Here is an 18,230-nt window from a genome sequence, read left to right on the forward strand (position 1 = left end):
TGTTTCCTTCGGGCTGCGTTGGATGGAGGGGGAGTGCAGCGATCATACCTATTTTGGATATTTTATACAATCTGAAAATTTCGCAGGGGTTGGCGGGATGTATGGTATCGTTAACTTAATGTCTATGATGGATCGATGCCATGAGCAAATTGAGCTGGGTAGTCTTGATCGCTGCATTCAAATTGGGCGCGGCCAGCGCCGCCGAAGCACCTGTGGTGCAGGTCGATTGTTCCGGCGCCAGCGCCGCGCCGGTGGTGGGCGGCTTGGCGCAATTGAACGCCATGCGCTTCGCGCCCGGCACGCGGATTTTGTTCAGGCGCGGTGTGACCTGCTACGGCAGCTTCGTGCCGCAGGCGGGCAGCTCCGGCGTGGCGGGCCAGCCGATTGTGGTGGGCAGCTATGGCGACCGCGCGGCGGGCAGGGCGGCGATTGCGGCCGGCTGCCGCGAGGGGGTGGCCGATCACGATCAGGCCATCACGCGGGCGGCGCGCACGGCGCGCGGCATCAGTCCCTACCGTTCGCTATGCCGCAGCGATGGCGGTACGGTCGCGCGGGCGGCGATTCATTTGCGCAACCTTCAGCATTGGGAGATCGAAGGGCTGGAGCTGACCAATGACGGCCTCAGCGAAGGCGCGCGCGTTGGCCTGCTGGTGCAGCTGGAGGACTTTGGCGTCGGCAGCCACTATCGCGTGCGCGATGTGTATGTGCACCATGTGCGCGGCTATCTGAAGGATGCGCCGGGCAGCGAGCATGTCTACAAGGAGACTGGCGGCATCCTGTTCAATATCACGCGTCACGGCGTCAATCAGCGCAAGACGCGCTTTGACGATGTGCTGGTGGAGAACAGCGAAATTTTCCACGTGGACGCCATCGGCCTGTCGACGCGCTCGGCGTGGATGTGCCGCATCGGCGGTGCGCCGTGTGGTGACTATGCTCCGTACAAGAGCAAGGAGGTGGCGCTGAGCGCGGCGGCGGCCGACGATTACACGCCGTCCAGCAACATCGTGTTCCGCAACAATCACATCCACGACATCGGCGGCGACGGCATTGTGGTGCGCACGGCGAGCAAGCCGCTGGTCGAGGCCAATCTGATGCACGACATCTGGCTGCGCGCCGCCGGCAACAGCGCCGGCGCCTGGGCCATCAACACCGACGGCGCGCGCTTCCAGTACAACGAAATCCATCACGTGCGCTACCAGCAACCATGGGAGCCGGGCGATGGCATGGCTTTCGACGCCGACCTCGGCACGCGCGACACGCAAGTCGTCGCCAACTACAGTCACGACAACGAAGGCGGCTTCATGCTGTTTTGCGGTTGCGGCGACGATGGTCTGGGCAATCCGGCGCAATCGTCCGGCACGGTGGTGGAGAATAACCTGAGCATCAACGACGGCCGCCGCGTTATCGTGTTTGCCGGCTCGCAGAGCGCCATCGTGCGCGGTAATCTGCTGCTGAACTCGCAGCCGGGATTGGTGTCGCCGGCGGCCGAGAACACCGGCATGGGCAGCATGAACGCCGGCGATATCCGCAACAATGTGTTCTATCACGGCGGCAATGCGGGCACCTTGTTCCGCGTGATGAACCCGGCGCTGCGCCACAACGACATCCGCTGGAGCGGCAACCGCTTCTACGGCTACCAGTCCACCAGCGAATTCAAGGCCGCGCAGTTTGTTGAGGGCGATGCCGCCAATATCGTCCAGCCCGCAGCCAGCTTCGATCCTGAAGCCGCCGCCCGCAACTGGTTCGCAACGACGGGTTTCGCGGAGCGCAGCTACCGGCGCTGAGTACGGTCAGGCGGCCGCTTGTGGCGCAGGCAGCGGCATCGGCGCCGAACGCTGCCGCCGCTCCAGCAGCACCGACACGCCCAGCACCACGATGCCGCCCAAGGCCAGCAGCGCGCCCACCGGGCCGGTCGATTGCAAGCTCATGCCGTGGGCGATGGCCATGCCGCCGCACCAGGCGCCGGCGGCGTTGGCGCAGTTGAAGGCCGAGTGGTTGAGCGCGGCCGCCACGGTCTGCGCATCGCCCGCCACGTCCATCAGACGCGTTTGCACGGCAGGGCAGACGGCGATGCCGCAGCCGATGGCGAACAGATTCAGCGCCACCGCCCAGACATTGCTGCTGGTGTAGTAGAACGCCGCCAGCGCGGTCGCATTCCACACCAGCGCGCCGAAGATGGTCCACAGGCGCGAGCGGTCGGCAAACCAGCCGCCCACCAGGTTTCCCACCGTCATGCCCACGCCCATCAGGGCCAGCAACACCGGCAGCATGGCCGGCGACACCTTGGTCACTTCCAGCAGCGTCGGCGTGACGTAGGTGTAGACGGCAAACAGGCCGCCGAAGCCGACCGACACCATCAGCAGCGTCACCCACACCTGCAAGCGGCGGAATACGCCCAGTTCGCGGCGCGGACTGGCGTTGCCGGCGGCAATGTAAGGCACGTAGCGGCTCACCATGAAGGCGGTGATCGCACCCAGCACGCCCACCACCAGGAAGGTCGAACGCCAGCCGAAGCCCTGGCTCACCCAGGTGGCCAGCGGCACGCCGAACACGTTGGCGATGGTCAGGCCCAGCAGCACGCGCGACACCGCCTGCGCGCGCTTTTCCGGCACCGCCATGGCGGCTGCCACCAGCGCGGCCACGCCGAAGTAGGCGCCGTGCGGAATGCCGGCGATGAAGCGTGCCACGATCAGCGAGCCGTAGCCCGGCGCGGCGGCGCTCAGCAGGTTGCCCACCGCGTACAGCGACATCAGCATGATCAGCATGGCGCGGCGCGGCATGCGGGCCAGGAAGATGGTGATCAGCGGCGCGCCGAACACCACACCCAGCGCGTAGGCGCTGATCATGTGGCCCATGTCGGGCAGGCTGACGTGCAGGTCGCCGGCGACCACCGGCAGGATGGTCATCGAGGCAAATTCACCGGTGCCGATGGCCAGGCCGCCGATGGCCAACGCCAGGTTGGCCAAGCCGGCGCCGTGCGGCGCGGTGATGAGGGGAGTGTCGGAAATCTGTTCGTGGTGCATGGTAAGTGACGCAAAACTGCGGGCAAAAGGGGTCAACCTTAGCATGTTTGAGCAACTGCCGTCGGGGACGGTACAACCCAGCTTGTTAAAGGGCGTAAATCTAGGCAAAACGGCAACGCCGGGTGAGTTTTTCGCTGAATGCTTGGCTAAAGTTCGCTTTCCTTACATTTGGAGAAAGCGCATGACGCACATCTCGAACCGGGCGCTTGCCGTCTACGCCACTTCCCTGTCGCTGCTGCTGTCGGGCTGCAGCGGCAGTTCGGATCCGAACACCTCGACCACTGCCGCCACCAGCACCAGCGGCCTCGCCATCAGCCTGCAGCCGGCTTCCGCGACCATTGCCGCCGGTTCCAACAGCGTGCTGTCGGTGGTGGCTGAGGGTAGCGGCCTCAGCTATCAGTGGTATCTGGGTGGCACTGCCATTGCCGGCGCGACCGCCGCCAACTACACCGCCACCGAAGCCGGCACCTACTATGTGGTGACGACTTCGTCGGCCGGTTCCGTTACCAGCGCGAATGCCGTGATCACGGTCATCAGCGCGCCGGTGATCACCGCGCAGCCTTCCGGCGCAACCATCCTCACCGGCACCAGCCAGACCTTGTCCGTGACGGCGGACGGTCTGGAAATGGGCTATCAGTGGTACAAGGACGGCAGCGCCATCGACGGCGCCACCCATCCGAGCTACGCGGCATCGGCGGCGGGCAGTTATACCGTGGCGGTCACCAACACCGCCGGCGCCACCACCAGTTCGGCGGCCGTGATTGCGGTGTCGTCGTCGGTAACGGCGCCGGCCATCAATGTGCAGCCGGTGGCGCAGACCGTCAACGCCGGCGCCGGTGCCACCTTGTGGGTGGCGGTGAATGGTGTCAGTCTTTCGTATCAGTGGTATCGCAATGACGTGGCGCTTGCCGGCGCGACCGAGCGCATCTACAAGATCAATACCGCCAACGCCAACAGCGCGGGCAACTACAAGGTGGTGGTCAGCAATACCGCCGGCACGGCCACCAGCTCCAGCGTGGCGCTGACGGTCAATGTGGTCAGCGCCGGCGCCAATACGCCGGCGGTGGTGAATGCGGCCAACGCTTTCCTGGCGACGCTGGCGGCGGATCAGAAGACGGTGGCGACTTCCGCCACCTCGTCGACCACCGTGCTGTTCGACTATGCGCTGGCGAATGCCAACCAGTGGACCAACCTGCCGGGCTCGCGCCATGGGCTGCGGTTGAATACTACTACCCTGAGCGCGGCCCAGCTGGCGGCGGCCAATACCGTCATCGCCAAGGCGCTGAGCGCCAGTGGCATCACGCTGCTGAACGAGCTGCGCGCGGCGGACCAGGTGCTGGCGGGTGGCATGGCGAGCGGCGGTGGTGCAGGTGGCGGCGGCGGGGGAACACCGCCGGCTGACGGCACGTTCACGCCGCCAACGGATGGCACCTTCACGCCACCGGCCGACGGCGCCGGCGCTGCGCCGGGCGGTGGTGCGGGCACAATGCCGGGCGGCGGCGCAGGTGCAGGGGCGGGCGGCACCGGCTTCGCGCTGGACTACGGCACCGACCTGTATTCGATCGCCTTCGTCGGCACGCCGTCGGCGACCTCGCCTTGGATCTTGCAGATCGCCGGCCACCATCTGGCCTACAACATCACCTACAACACCGGCAAGGTCAGCGCCACGCCGAACTTCGTCGGCGTCGAGCCGCCCAACTGGACGGTGGGCGCCGACGGCACGGTGAACGTCAAAGCCAACGCCGGCAGCGCCGGCAAGCAGCATGCGCCGATGGAGAAGCAGCGCGCCGCCGTCTACAACCTGGCCGAAGCGATCTACGCCGACAGCGCCAGTGCGGCAGCGGCCAAACTGCCAGGCACCTTTACCGATGTGATCATGGGCGCATCCGGCAACAGCGATGGCAACTTCAAATCGCTGGTGTATCCGACCAGCGGCCGTGGCCTGCAATACTCGGCCATGAACGCCAAGCAGCAGACCTATGTGCGGACGGCGATTGAAGCGTGGGTCAACACGCAGGCCTCCGATGTCGCCGCCGCCTTGCTGGGCGCCTACCTGGCTGACGATGCGCTGGCCGCCACCTATGTTGGTTACGGCGTCGGCCAGAACGGCGTGAAGGCCGACTTCAGCGCGTATCCGAATTCGCTGGCGTCGCCGCTGGAAGCGCAGCGTTCGTATATCCGCATCGACGGCCCGCGCGTGTGGATCGAGTTCGTGGTGCAGCAGGGCATCGTTTACGGCACCGACGTCCACTATCACACCATCTGGCGCGACAAGACCAACGACTATGGCGGCAGTTTCTAAGCGCCTGATCGCGGCCTGCATCCTGCTGTGGGCCGGCGTGTGGACTGCGGCAGTGGCGCATCCGTCGCCGCAGTCGGAAGTGTTGCTGGAAAGCGGCCAGGACTTCATTCGCGCCGAGCTGGTGCTACCGCTGGATGAACTGAAGCTGGCGCTGCCCGGCGGCCTGCCGAAAGCCTACGCGCAGGGCGATGCCGACATGGCCGCCTACCTCGCGGCCCATATCCGTCCGGTGGCGCCGGACGGGCGGGCGTGGGTGGTCAAGGTGGAACGCCTGCGCTGGATGTTGTCGCAGCAACCGGCCGATCTGCTGGCGACCATGACGCTGCGGCCGCCAGCCGGCGCTCCACTGGACCGCTTCACCTTCGGCGACGACGCCATCGCGCACCAGGTGCCCAGCCATCTGACCGTGGTGGCCTTGCGCAGCGGGCCGGATGCGCCGTCGCACGTGCTGGGCACGCTGCACTACGGCCAGCGCAGCCTGGAAGTGCGCGGCGCCGATCCACGCTGGTGGAGTGGTGTTGGCGACTTGTTCCAACTGGGCATGAACCATATCGCCGAAGGCACCGACCATCTGCTGTTCCTGCTGACGCTGTTGCTGCCGGCCGCCTTGCTGGTCAAGGATGGCAACTGGGCCGGTTACGGCGGCGCGCGCCATCTGCTGGTCTACCTGCTGAAAGTGGTCACCGCATTCACGCTGGGCCACTCGATCACCTTGATGCTGGGCGCGCTGGGCACCATCCAGTTGCCGGAACAGCCGGTGGAATTTGCGATTGCACTGTCGATCCTGTTTTCGGCGGTACATGCATGGCGGCCGATCTTCCCGCGTCGCGAAGCCTGGATCGCCTTCGGCTTCGGCCTGGTGCACGGGCAGGCGTTCGCCACAGCCATCCGCGAGCTGCAGCTGAATGGCGCGCGGCTGGTGGCCGGCGTGTTGTCGTTCAACCTCGGCATCGAAGCGATGCAGACCTTGATCATCCTGCTGGCCGCACCGTTGCTGATATTGCTGGCGCGCCGGCCATCCTACCGGCGCGTGCGGCAGGCGGCCGCGCTGCTGTCGGCGGCCATGGCCGTGATCTGGATGGCGCAGCGCGTGTGAGTGCGTCACACCACAGACGCGCGGAGCGGGCAGGGCGAAGATGGGGCGAGCCACCCAACAAGGACGCCCCATGGATTTCCCTACCCGCCACTTGCACCAACCCCTGTCATACGACCCGTCGTATGAAGTACCGGAAGAAGACGAGGCCGAAACGGTCACCGGCCTGATCGAGGCCATGCATCACATCGCCGCCACCGTCGACGACGACACCGGCCACGCCCATCGCGGCGTGCACGCCAAGAGCCACGGCATCCTGCGCGGCGAGCTGCGCGTGCTCGACAACCTGCCGCCCGATTACGCGCAAGGGCTGTTCAGCCATGCCGGCGCCGCCTGGCCGGTGGTGATGCGGCTCTCGACCACGCCCGGCGACATGCTGGACGATAAAGTCTCGACCCCACGCGGCATGGCGATCAAGATCGTCGGCGTGCCGGGCGCACGCCTGGAGGACGGCGAAGGTGATGTCACGCAGGACTTTGTGATGGTCAACGGCCCGATCTTCCAGGCGCCCACGGCCAAGAAATTCCTCGGCAGCGTCAAGCTGCTGGCCTCCACCACCGACAAGGCCCCCGGCCTGAAGAAGGCGTTGTCGGCCGCCTTGCGTGGCGTGGAAAAAGTGGTGGAGGCGGTCGGCGGCGAGAGCGCCACGCTGAAAGGCCTGGGCGGCCACGCCGAAACCAATATCCTCGGCGAGACCTTCTTTACCGTGGTGCCGATCCTGTACGGTCGCCACATGGCCAAGTTGTCGTTGGTGCCGGTATCGCCGGCACTGCGCGCGCTCAAAGACCAGCCGGTCGATCTGGAACACAAGCCCAACGGCGTGCGCGCGGCCGTGGTCGATTTCATGACCGAGCACAGCGCCGAGTGGGAGCTGCGCGTGCAGCTATGCACCGACCTGGCCGCCATGCCGATCGAAGACCCCACAGTGGAGTGGACCAGCGACTGGGTGACCGTGGCGCGCCTGAGCGCTCCCGCGCAAGCCGGCTGGACGCATGGCCTGTCGGTGCTGGTCGACGATGGCATGCAGTTCAATCCCTGGCACTGCATTGCCGCGCACCGGCCGCTCGGCTCCATCATGCGGGTGCGGCGCGCCGTGTATGCCGCCTCGGCCCGCTTCCGCGCCGAGCGCAACCGCGCACCGGTGGCCGAGCCGCACAACCTCGACCAGTGGCGCGAACACTGAGCCGCTGACTACGGCTCGCCATAGCGGCTGCGAATCGCGCCCAGCACGCCCTGGTGTTCAAGGCGGGTGATGGCGGCGTTGATGCGGTCGAGTTCCGCCTGGGTGGTGCTGGCTTTGTTCAGCATCAGATGCACCGGGGCGCGCATCGCCACCAACGGCAGCGCGCTGATCGTGATGCCTTGCGCCTTGGCCTCGTGGCGCAGGGCGCCGCTGTCGCCCAGGATCAGGTCGGCCCGGCCGGCGTCCAGCATGCGCAATCCCTGTTGAAAATTGGTGAAGGTGCTGAGCTTGCCTTGCACGGCCAGACCGGGCTGCGCGCGCGCATAGCCGGCGCCGTACCAGCCCACCTTGGGCGCCAGCAGCGACAGCTGGTCCTTGATCAGCACGTCGAAGCTGTTGACGTGCTGGTAGCGGCGCTGCGCGTTGCCGCGCGAGAATACGCCCACGGTCTCGTGCCGGTAGGCGATGCTGAACCGCGCGTAGCGGCGCCGTTCGGCGGTGTGCGAGGCGGATAGCATGAGGTCCAGCTTGCCCTGTTCGAACAGGCGCTGGCGGCGCGCGGTCGGCAGTTCCGGCCGCAACTCGAGCGTACAGCCCGCTTCCTTGAAAATGGCCTGGGCCAGTTCCCAATCCAGCCCCGCCGGCGCGGCGTTCGGCTGGGTGTACAGGTAGGGCGGCCATTGCTCCAGCGCCATGCTGAGCTGACATGCCGAGGCCTGCGCGGCCATGCCGAACACGGCAATGGCGGATAACACGTAACGCGCTTGCATGGCGCAACCCTTTCTTGATCTATGGCTACAATTTGCCAGATGTGCGCGGAATGTCAAGCGTACAGAGATTTCCTACCGGACAGACACCTATTGTGCGCCGCCGTACGGTACAGTTGATAGTATCTGACTTTCAATCTTGGAAAAATCTCTATGCTGGCCCAGTCTGTCACGCCGTGCTCCACCTCGCCACGCTTCATCGGCAGCGGCACCCCCATGCGCGAGATGGTGCAGGCGCATCGCTGGGACGACACGCCGCTGGGCGCCATCGACGGCTGGCCGGCCTCGCTGCGCAGCGCCGTCAGCGTGGTGATGCACGCGGTGAACCCGATGTTCCTGTGGTGGGGCGAGGAGCTGACGCAGATTTATAACGATGCCTACGTGCCGTGCTTCGGCCTTGGCAAGCATCCGGCGGCGCTGGGGCAGGCCGGGCGTGCGTGCTGGCCGGAGATCTGGCCCATCATCGGCCCGCAGATCGCCGACGTGCGCAGCGGCGGCGAGGCGCGCTGGTATGAAAATAACCTGGTGCCCATTTACCGCAACGGCCGCATCGAAGACGTATTCTGGAGCTACACCTACACCCCCGTGTTCAACGAACTGGACGAAGTCGGCGGCGTGCTGGTGGTGTGCACCGAAACCACCGCGCAGGTGCTGGCCGAGCGCCGCCGTCACACGCTTGACCTGCTGGGGCGTCGTCTGCTCGACTGCCGCTGCGAGCAGGACGTGCACGGCGTGGTGCAGCTGTCGGTCGGCGACAATCCCGGCGACCTGCTCGGCATCCGCCTGCTGCAAGGCGAAGCGGCGCTGGCGCGCGCGGCGGGCGGCCTGGGCGGCGTCGGCGAGGTGCTGGTGATCCGTGGCGCCGAGCTGCAACTATGCGCCGAGCTGGCGCTGGCCTTCGAAGTCTCGCCGCGCCTGCCGCTGGATGATGCTTATCGTCAGTTCCTGGAACAATACACGGCCACCGTGTGCGGCGCCCTGAGCCGCCTGCAAAGCGACCGCGCGCTGGCCGAGGCCATGGCTGAGAGCGAACGCCTGAACGTCGACCTGAACCTGAGCTCGCGCACCAAGGATGAATTCCTGGCCATGCTGGGCCATGAGCTGCGCAATCCGCTGGCGCCCATCGTCACCGCGCTCAAGCTGATGAAGCTGCGCGGCGCCGGCGGCGACACCGTGCAGGAGCAGGCCGTGATCCAGCGCCAGGTCGACCATCTGGTGCGGCTGGTGGACGACCTGCTCGATGTCTCGCGCATCGCCAGCGGCAAGGTCGAGCTGCGCAAGGAAACGTTGCCGCTGGCCGATGTGCTCAACAAGGCCATCGAAATGGCCAGCCCGCTGCTGGAGCAGAAGCAGCACCGGCTGCTGGTCGACGTGCCCACCGTGCGCTGGCACGGCGATCCGGCGCGGCTGGCGCAGGTGGTGTCCAACCTGCTGAGCAACGCGGCGCGCTACACGCCGGCCGGCGGCCACGTCACGCTGGGCACGCGCATCAAGGGCAATACGGTGCAGATCCAGGTCACCGACGACGGCAACGGCATCGCGCCGGCGCTGTTGCCGCATATTTTCGATCTGTTCGTGCAGGGCAACCGCCAGCTGGACCGCGCCAAGGGCGGCCTCGGCATCGGGCTGGCGCTGGTGCGCAACCTGGTGCAGATGCACGGCGGCGAAGTCAGCGCCTACAGCGCCGGCGAAGGGCGCGGCAGCACCTTCACCCTCACCCTGCCGGATTCGGTGGTGGGCGAGGCGTCGGCGCCGGTGGTGCACACCAACGCCGCGCCGCCGGAGCAGGGCGCCGGCCTGCGCGTGCTGGTGGTGGACGACAACCAGGATGCGGCCGACTCGCTGGCCGACCTGCTGGGCGCGCTCGGCTACCGGCCCACCGTGGCCTACGATCCGGCCCAGGCGATCGCGCTGGCCGCCGCCGGCATGCCGGAGGTGGCCATCCTCGACATCGGTCTGCCCGGCATGGACGGCTTCGAACTGGCCGGCCACCTGCGCAAGCTGCCGGACGGTCCCGGCCTCAAACTGGTGGCCCTGTCCGGCTACGGCCAGGAGCACGACAAGACGCGCAGCCGCGAGGCCGGCTTTGCTGCCCACCTGGTGAAACCGATCAATATCGCGGATTTACAAATTTCGTTGTCATAAAGAGTTGCATTTTTCGTAAATTGACGATTAGAATAGCTTCCGGGAAACTTTTACCGCGCCGGGAGCCGCATGAATCTGATCTACAGGAATGAAAACACGCTGTTCGGCATCATGGCGGCCCTGTCGCTGCTGATCTGGGCGGCGCTGGTGATCTTCACGGCCGGCATGGCGCTGCTGTACCTGCTGCTGTTCTTCATCAGCTACTGCTTCGCGCAATCGGCGCTGGTGTCCTACCTCAAGGGCACGGCGGTGCAGATCACGCCGGCGCAATTTCCCGACCTGCATCAGCGCATCGAAGCGTGCTGCCAGCGCCTGGGCCTGGAGCAAGTGCCGGAAGCCTACCTGCTGCAGATGGGCGGCGCCTTCAACGCCTTTGCCACGCGCTTCCTCGGCACCAATTTCATCGTCCTGTATTCCGACGTGGTCGATGCGCTGGAAGACCGTCCGGACGCCATCAATTTCTACATCGGCCACGAGATCGGCCACATCAAGCGCAACCACCTGCGCTGGTCGGCGCTGCTGGCGCCGGCGGCGGTGTTGCCGTTGCTGGGCGCGGCCTATGCGCGCGCCCGCGAGTACACCTGCGACCGTCATGGTTTCCACGCCTGCGACGACCTGAAAAGTGCGCAGGTCGGGCTGGCCGCGCTGGCGGCCGGCGGTAAGCGCTGGCGCCAGCTGAGCGTGAGCAACTACACCGCACAGGCGCAGCAGAGCAGCGGCTTCTGGATGTCGTTCCACGAACTGGTGGGTGACTACCCGTGGCTGGTCAAGCGCATGGCGGTGGTGCGCGCGCTGGCGCAGGGCAACGAGGCGCCGGCGCCGGGACGCCACGGCCTGGCCTACCTGCTGGCGCTGTGCGTGCCGCGCCTGGGCGTCGGCGGTGCCGGTTCGGTGTTGGCGCTGGTGGCCTTGATCGGCGTGCTGGCGGCGGTGGCGGTGCCGGCCTACGGCGAATACACGGCCAAGGCGCGCATGGCGCAGGCGGTCAGCGTGGGACACGGAGCGACGGCGGCGGTGGAGCGCTATTTCTACGCCAACGGCCGCGGCCCGGCCACGCTGGAGCAGGCCGGCTATGCCATGGATGATCCCAGCCATGTGGTGCAGGACATCACCGTCGATGCCGGTAACGGCATGGTGCGGGTGTTCCCATCCGACCTCAATTATCGCGGCAAGGCCATCGCGTTCAAGCCCAGCGTGGATGAGAACAAGCGCGTGGTCTGGCAATGCGCCAGCGACGAGATCCCCGCGCGCGTGCTGCCGGCCGAGTGCCGGCGCGACCTCAATTAAGTTTCCCCACTAAGCTTTCTTGTGGATGGCGTGGCGGTAGGCGGTGGGCGTCACGCCCATGCGTTCGCGGAAGGCGGTGGCGAAATTTCCTGCGTTGTTGAAACCGATCAGCAGCGCGATGTCCTGCACGTCGATATCGGTGTCCTTCAATAATTCCTCGCCGCGACGGATGCGTTCCTCGCGGATGAAGCCGAACACCGTCATGCCGGTTTGTTCGCGGAACACCTGCGACAGTTTTTCCCGGTAGGTGCCGACGCTGCGGGCGATTTCCGCCAGCCCCGGCAGCGCCGCCAGGTTGTCGGTGATCAGGCGCTTGACGGCGTTGACCAGCACCGCGTCAGGATCGCTTTCGGCTTCCAGTGGTTGTTCATCGTCGGCCTCGGTGGCGGGCGCCTGCTGCTGGCGCTTGGCCAAGTTCAGGTGCACCTGGATGCGCGCCGCCAGTTCGCCCGGCGAGAAGGGCTTGGAGACGTAGTCGACGCCGCCAATCGACAGGCCGAGGATGCGGTCGTCGTCGGCGTCGGCGCCGCTGAGGAAGATCACCGGGATGTCCTCGGTCACCGGATTGGCTTTGAGCAGGCGGCAGGCCGTGTATCCGTCCATATTCGGCATGCGCACGTCAAGCAGGATCAGGTCCGGCCGGTTGGCCACAGCCAGTTGGTAGCCCTGCAGCCCGTTGAAGGCGACCGACACCTTGTACGGCAGCTCACTGAGCAGGTCCACCAGCATGCGCTGCTCAAACGCGGAATCATCCACGATGAGAATTTTGGCACGGTTGTGTTCTAGGGTAGTCGGCATGGCGCCCCCGGCGGCTGGTTAATAAAATTTTATCACTTCCTGTTGTTGTTTATTACGCCTATCCTGGAAATATTTTTGATAGTTTTCTACGCTTGCAAAATAGTTGTCTCTTCCACCAAAAGCATGATTTTTTCAGATCACTAATAATGGAACCGAGTTGAGCGAGGGCAACCTTGGAGGCCGGATGACTGGGGCACGCGCATGGATCGCAGGGCTGATGATGGCACAAGTGCTGGCGTGGCCGGCGCTCGCTGCGAATTTGCAGATTTCGCCGGTGATGATCAACCTGCGCGCCGGACAGGGCGCGGCCGGCATCAATATGCAAAACCTGGGCGAGACGCCGGTGTACGGCCAGGTGCGGGTCTACCAGTGGGAGCAGAAGGACGGCGACGACGTGCTGACGCCGACCCAGGACGTGGTGGCCAGCCCGCCGATCATCCAGATCGCGCCGAAGACCAGCCAGGTGATCCGGCTGGTGCGGCGCAGCGACCAGCTGCCGGTCAGCGAGCTGTGCTACCGCATCCTGATCGATGAAATTCCCAAGGAAGAGAACACGCCGGGCAGCGGCGTCGATATCCGCTTGCGCTACTCGGTGCCGCTGTTCGTGCTGCCGGCGGACGACCGCGCGGCGCCGGCGCTGGCCTGGGCGGTGTACCGGAAAGAAGGTGGTTGGATGTTGCGGGTCCGTAATAGCGGCACCCAGCGCGCACAGATCGGCGCGCTGGAACTGAGCAACGCCGCCGGGCAGCAGTTTGTGATTGCGCCGGGCTTGTTTGGGTATGTGCTGGCGGGAAAGGTGCGTGAATGGCGCTTGCCCACGCCTGGCGATGCCGATCTGAACGGGACATTGGCGGTGAAAGCCAACATCAATGCCCGGCCGTCGAGCGCCAGTACCGTGTCCAGGGTGGACTAAGCCCGGATGGCGCGGCGCTGGTTCTGCCTATGGTGTTGGACATGGATGTTCATGAGTGGCGTGCTGGCGCAGACGCCGCCGGCGCCGCCACCGCAAGAGGAAGAGCTTTTTCTGGAGGTAGTCTTGAACGGCGAATCGACCGGCCTGATACTGCGTTTTACCCGTGGCAAGAGCTCGGGGCTGCGCAGTTCCGTGCAGAATCTGCGCGATCTCGAGCTCGATCCCAAGCTGTTCGGCGTGGAGCAGCTGGAGCAGTTCGACCTCGACGGCATCAAGGGCCTGAGCTACGCCTACGACGCCGCGCGCCAGAGCATTGCGCTGCGCATCGACGACGCCTTGCGCGCGCCGCTGGCCTTGTCCGGGCGCAGCGTGCGCAAGCCCGACGTCGCCACGGTGACGCCGGGCGCGGTGCTCAACTATGACGCCTTCAGCGTGCTGGGCCGCAACCGCAGCAGCGTGATCAGCCACGAGCTGCGCTACTTCAACGCCAACGGCGTGCTGACCAGCACCGGCACCGTCAACCTCAGCCGCCAGCTGCGCCAGTACGTGCGCTTCGATACGGCCTGGGTGCACGCCGATCCCGACACCCTGGAAACCTGGACCGTGGGCGACCTGATCTCCTCCTCGCTGACCTGGTCGCGCTCGCTGCGCATGGGCGGCGTGCAGTGGAAGCGCAGCTTCGACCTGCGGCCCGACCTGCTGACCTTCCCGGCCGCCGCGCTGTCCGGTTCGGCCGTGGTGCCGAGCGCGGTCACGCTCTACATCAACGGCGTGCGCCAGGTGGAGACGGCGGTGCCGTCCGGTCCCTTCATCATCAACCAGGTGGCCGGCATCAACGGCGCCGGCCAGGCCACGCTGGTCACGCGCGATCCGGCCGGGCGCGCCATCAGCACCACCTTGCCGCTGTACGTCGATACCCGCATGCTGGCCGAGGGCTTGACCGATTACTCGGTCGAGCTGGGCGTGCTGCGGCGGCGTTACACCACCGATTCCTTCGGCTATGCGCGCACGCCGGTGGTCAGCGGTTCGCTGCGTCACGGCGTCGGCGACAGCCTGACGGTGGAGACGCACGGCGAGGGCGGCAACGGCCTGATCAATGGTGGCGGCGGCCTGCTGTGGCGGCTGGGGCAGGCCGGCGTGGTCAGCGCCTCGCTGGCCGGCAGCGGCGGCGACGGCAACGGCGCCAGCCGGCGCGGCGGCCAGGCCACGCTCGGCTACCAATATCTGAGCCCGCGCTTCAGCATCGACCTGCAGTCGCTGCGCGCCAGCGCCGGCTACAGCGACCTCGGCACGCTGGACGGCGCCGCCGGCGTGCGCGCCAGCGACCGCGTGACGCTGAACCTGTCGCTGTTCGCCGGGCACGGCCTGGGCCTGAGCATGATCAACCTGCGCTCGCCGCTGGTACCGCCGGCGCGGGTGAGGGCGTTGTCGTACTCGGCCAGCCTGGGCTGGGGCTTGTTCTTCAGCGTGAGCGCCTTCCGCGATGCCCTCGACGACAAGGCGCGCGGCGTGTTCTTCAGCGTCAGCGGCAGCTTCGGCGACCGCGTTTCCGCCAGCGTCAGCCGCAGCCGCCAAAACGATGTGCGCAGCACCACCACCACCATAGGGCGCTCGGCCGGTTATGGTGGCGGCTTCGGCTGGGGCCTGCAGTCCCTCAACAACAACGGCGCCACCTTGCGCGCGGCGCAGGGCACGTATCTGGGCAACTACGGCCAGGTCACCGCGCTGGTGCAGGAGACCGGCGGCCGGCGCAACACCTCGCTCGATGTCACCGGCGCGCTGGTGATGATGGATGGCAGCGTGCACGCGGCACGCCAGGTCGGCGGCGGCTTCGCGCTGGTGTCGACCGACGGCGTCGGCGGCGTGCCGGTGCTGCAGGAAAACCAGGTGATCGGCAAGACCAGCAGCGCCGGCTATCTGCTGGTGCCCAACCTGAATCCCTACCTGAGCAACCAGATCGGCATCGATCCGAGCAAGCTGCCGCTCGACGCCCGCATCGCCAGCACCGGCCGCGGCGTGGTGCCGGCGCGCGGCTCGGGCGTGCTGGTGCGCTTCCCGGTGGAGACCTACTCGGCCGCCAGCGTGATTCTGCATGACGGCGCCGGCAAGCCGCTGGCGGCCGGCGTGTCGGTGCTGCACGTGGAAAGCGGCGACAGCACGGTGGTCGGCTACGACGGCGTGGCCTTCATCGACCATCTGCAGCCGCTCAACCATCTGCGCCTGGAGCTGGACGGCAAGCCGTGCCTGATCGAGTTTCCCTATGTCGCGGTCAAGGGCAACGCGATGCCGACGCTGGGCCCGTACAGCTGCCGGGGCGTGCAATGATGGCGCGCCGCTGGACCATGCTGCTGGGCCTGTTGCTGGCGCTGCTGGCCGGCCAGGCGCGCGCCGACAATTGCACCATCACGCCCAGCGACATCGTGTTTCCCAACGTCAGCTCGATTTCCTCCAGCGACGTGTTCGCCAGTTCGGTCAACATGACCGTCACCTGCACCTGGACCAACTTCCTCACCAATCTGCTGACGCCGAACGTGACGGTGTGCCTGTACCTGGGCGCTGGCAGCAATTCCTCCACCACGGTGACGGCGCCGCGCCAGATCGGCAACGGCGCGATCAAGGCCAACTACAACATCTACACCGACGCCACCTATGCGGCGTCCAAGATCTGGGGCGGCTGGGTCGGCACCAGCACGGCGTCCACGCCGATCACCTTTTCCATGACCAAGACCGGCGGTGTCGGCGCGCTGTCGCAGGTGATTCCGCTGTACGGCAAACTGACCGCCGACGCCACCCTGTCGGCCAACGCGGTGGGCGCGGACGACCTGACGCTGACTTCGGATTTCGGCAGCGGCAGCGGGCTGATGCAGTACATCTTCTTTATCGGCGCGACGCAGGCCTGTGCGCTGGGACCGACGGTGGCGATTCCGTTCCAGGTGCGCGGCCGGGTGATCAACGATTGCAACATCAGCGTCGGCGCGCTGACCTTCCCCGACGCCAGCCTGCTGACCAGCACCCTGCGTTCGACCGCGAACATGAACATCCGCTGCAGCAACAGCACGGCTTACCGGATCTTGCTGTCGTATGGCGACAATGCCGGCTCGACGACGGCGCGCAAGATGAAAAAGCTGAGCAATGCGGAAACCGTGTCCTACCAGCTCTCCAACACGCTCGATGGGACGAACTGGGGCGATGGCGGCAGCGGGACGGTGGTGGTGACGGGGACGGGAGACGGCAGCAGCGCGACGGTGAAGGTGTTCGGCCGGGTGCCGTCGCAAACCACGCCGTCGCCGGGGGATTACAAGGACACGATTACGGCGACGGTGCAGTTTTGAACACCGCCGTCATTCCCGCGAAAGCGGGAATCCAGGCGGCATTTGCGGGACAAGCTCAACATGGGTTCCCGCCTGCGCGGGAACGACGGAGCTTAATTGAGCGGGATTTGAATCAGAAGTACAGGGTCCACTCGCCGGGAGCGGCTTCCTGGCGGATGGCGCCGGCTTTGGCGTCGGTGGCGGCAGCGGCGGCCGGTGCGGCATCGCGCAGCTGGTAAGGGGTCTTGAGCTGGCAGGTGACTGCTGGCGCGGCCTTGGCGGCTTTGTCGGCGGTCTGGACGGTGCAGGATTCCTTGACCTCAAAGCTCACCTGCATGGCGGCGCTGGAGGATTTACCGGCGGCATTGGCCAGCAGCGGCAGGCTGCACAGCGTGATTGCGATGATTTGAGTGAAAGTTTTCATATTTACACACGTTTTTGAGGTGCGCGGCATTTTGTTTAGGTGCTTACGTCGTTGAGGTAATCACCAGCCGCGAAAGTTAATCTACAGGAAGAATCTTATCCTGAAAGAACACTCTCGCGAATGTTCACATTCTACACAGAAATTTACTTGTGGAAACAAAGTGATTTTCGGAGAGATTTCGGGGCCGTTTCGAGCCTCAGTTGAGCCAGTCTGAAAAGTGCCAAAAACCGGGAGTTTTCATAGGAGAAATATGTCAAACCGCAGGACAAAAGAGGAGACCAAATTGACGCTCAAATATACACACATTGTCACGCAGGTCGCATCACCTAAAAAAGTCACACTTTATTGCATCTAACTTGCAAGTAACCCCCCGAGCACCCTTTGAGGAGTAGAAAAATGAAACATACCGACTTTGGCAGCATGCCGTGTCCGATCGCTCGCAGCCTGGGTAAAGTAGGCGAGTGGTGGAGCATCCTGATCCTGCGCGACGCCTTCTATGGACTGACCCGCTTCGACGAGTTCGAAAAGAGCCTGAAGATCGCCCCGAACATGCTGACGCGCCGCCTGGCCGGGCTGGTCGAAGGCGGGCTGATGGAGCGCCGCCAGTACAGCGCGCGGCCGCCACGCTATGAATACCTGCTGACCAAGGCCGGCCGTGACTTCAAGCCGGTGCTGCTGGCCTTCGTCGCTTGGGGCAACGACCACCTGGCGCCGGAAGGCGCCAGCCTGCTGGTGGTGAGCCGCGAGACCGGCAAGCCGGCCGACCAGGTGCTGGTGGACGCCAACAGCGGCCTGGCCATCAACGACGAGGACTATATGTTCGCACCGGGCCCGGCCGCCACGGAGGGAATGCGGACCCGCCTGGTGCAGATCAACCGTCCGGCCGGCACCTGAGCACCGTCGCCGCCTTGCCAAAACGATCATTGGCAAGGCGGCGCTTGGTGTTGCTTTCGTTAAACAAGTTTCTAACGGGAACTAAAAACG

The 18,230-nt window shown here is 65.7% G+C and carries 14 protein-coding genes; 10 read left to right on the plus strand and 4 right to left on the minus strand.

From position 1 onward, the window contains the following. The first annotated feature begins 140 nt into the window (after positions 1–140). Entirely contained in the window at positions 141–1,784 is a 1,644-nt protein-coding gene (locus ACXZ1M_RS16245; protein ID WP_459048703.1) for a right-handed parallel beta-helix repeat-containing protein, read from the plus strand. A 6-nt stretch (positions 1,785–1,790) separates the two neighbouring features. Here ACXZ1M_RS16245 and ACXZ1M_RS16250 read toward each other — a convergent pair whose 3' ends face one another. Continuing rightward, positions 1,791–3,023: an MFS transporter gene (locus ACXZ1M_RS16250; protein WP_459048704.1), complete on the minus strand. Its 1,233-nt coding sequence runs from the start codon at positions 3,021–3,023 to the stop codon at positions 1,791–1,793. A 181-nt stretch (positions 3,024–3,204) separates the two neighbouring features. On the opposite strand from ACXZ1M_RS16250, the gene ACXZ1M_RS16255 reads away from it, so the two are divergent. From ACXZ1M_RS16255 to ACXZ1M_RS16265, 3 genes are all read left to right on the plus strand, one after another. Continuing rightward, complete coding sequence (locus ACXZ1M_RS16255; RefSeq protein WP_459048705.1) at positions 3,205–5,325, plus strand: DUF3500 domain-containing protein; 2,121 nt, start codon at positions 3,205–3,207, stop codon at positions 5,323–5,325. Beyond that, positions 5,309–6,421 (plus strand): HupE/UreJ family protein, encoded by a 1,113-nt coding sequence (locus tag ACXZ1M_RS16260; RefSeq protein ID WP_459048706.1) that lies wholly within the window; start codon positions 5,309–5,311, stop codon positions 6,419–6,421. The genes ACXZ1M_RS16255 and ACXZ1M_RS16260 overlap by 17 nt, the downstream gene beginning before the upstream one ends. A 70-nt stretch (positions 6,422–6,491) precedes the next feature. Continuing rightward, on the plus strand, positions 6,492–7,601 hold the full coding sequence (locus tag ACXZ1M_RS16265; protein WP_459048707.1) for a catalase family protein: 1,110 nt from the start codon (positions 6,492–6,494) through the stop codon (positions 7,599–7,601). 8 nt (positions 7,602–7,609) lie between these two features. Here ACXZ1M_RS16265 and ACXZ1M_RS16270 read toward each other — a convergent pair whose 3' ends face one another. After that, positions 7,610–8,371, minus strand: coding sequence for a substrate-binding periplasmic protein (locus ACXZ1M_RS16270; RefSeq protein ID WP_459048708.1), 762 nt, complete (start codon positions 8,369–8,371; stop codon positions 7,610–7,612). 150 nt (positions 8,372–8,521) lie between these two features. Between ACXZ1M_RS16270 and ACXZ1M_RS16275 the strand changes: the two genes are divergently transcribed. Both ACXZ1M_RS16275 and ACXZ1M_RS16280 read left to right on the plus strand, forming a co-directional pair. Next, entirely contained in the window at positions 8,522–10,513 is a 1,992-nt protein-coding gene (locus ACXZ1M_RS16275) for a hybrid sensor histidine kinase/response regulator (protein ID WP_459048709.1), read from the plus strand. Between the two features lie 69 nt (positions 10,514–10,582). Further along, positions 10,583–11,800, plus strand: coding sequence for a M48 family metalloprotease (locus ACXZ1M_RS16280; RefSeq protein ID WP_459048710.1), 1,218 nt, complete (start codon positions 10,583–10,585; stop codon positions 11,798–11,800). Between the two features lie 9 nt (positions 11,801–11,809). Here the strand turns inward: ACXZ1M_RS16280 and ACXZ1M_RS16285 are convergent, their stop codons facing one another. Continuing rightward, positions 11,810–12,598 carry a response regulator transcription factor gene (locus tag ACXZ1M_RS16285; RefSeq protein WP_459048711.1) on the minus strand — a complete coding sequence of 263 codons (789 nt, stop codon included), beginning with the start codon at positions 12,596–12,598 and terminating at the stop codon, positions 11,810–11,812. A gap of 184 nt (positions 12,599–12,782) precedes the next feature. Here ACXZ1M_RS16285 and ACXZ1M_RS16290 point away from each other — a divergent pair, with 184 nt between their 5' ends. Genes ACXZ1M_RS16290 through ACXZ1M_RS16300 form a run of 3 tightly spaced genes read left to right on the plus strand, consistent with a single transcriptional unit; the run spans position 12,783 to position 16,843 of the window. After that, positions 12,783–13,511, plus strand: coding sequence for a fimbrial biogenesis chaperone (locus tag ACXZ1M_RS16290; RefSeq protein ID WP_459048712.1), 729 nt, complete (start codon positions 12,783–12,785; stop codon positions 13,509–13,511). A gap of 45 nt (positions 13,512–13,556) precedes the next feature. Then, a complete protein-coding gene (locus tag ACXZ1M_RS16295; protein WP_459048713.1) occupies positions 13,557–15,836 on the plus strand; it encodes a fimbria/pilus outer membrane usher protein in 2,280 nt (759 codons plus the stop codon). Next, positions 15,833–16,843, plus strand: coding sequence for a Csu type fimbrial protein (locus tag ACXZ1M_RS16300; protein ID WP_459048714.1), 1,011 nt, complete (start codon positions 15,833–15,835; stop codon positions 16,841–16,843). Before ACXZ1M_RS16295 ends, ACXZ1M_RS16300 begins: the two co-directional genes overlap by 4 nt. Before the next feature lie 112 nt (positions 16,844–16,955). Here the strand turns inward: ACXZ1M_RS16300 and ACXZ1M_RS16305 are convergent, their stop codons facing one another. After that, positions 16,956–17,246: a hypothetical protein gene (locus tag ACXZ1M_RS16305; RefSeq protein ID WP_459048715.1), complete on the minus strand. Its 291-nt coding sequence runs from the start codon at positions 17,244–17,246 to the stop codon at positions 16,956–16,958. 396 nt (positions 17,247–17,642) lie between these two features. Between ACXZ1M_RS16305 and ACXZ1M_RS16310 the strand changes: the two genes are divergently transcribed. After that, the gene (locus ACXZ1M_RS16310) at positions 17,643–18,140 is read left to right on the plus strand and encodes a winged helix-turn-helix transcriptional regulator (RefSeq protein WP_459048716.1); all 498 of its coding nucleotides are present in this window, start codon (positions 17,643–17,645) and stop codon (positions 18,138–18,140) included. Positions 18,141–18,230 lie beyond the last annotated feature (90 nt).

Source organism: Duganella paludis, assembly GCF_054461335.1.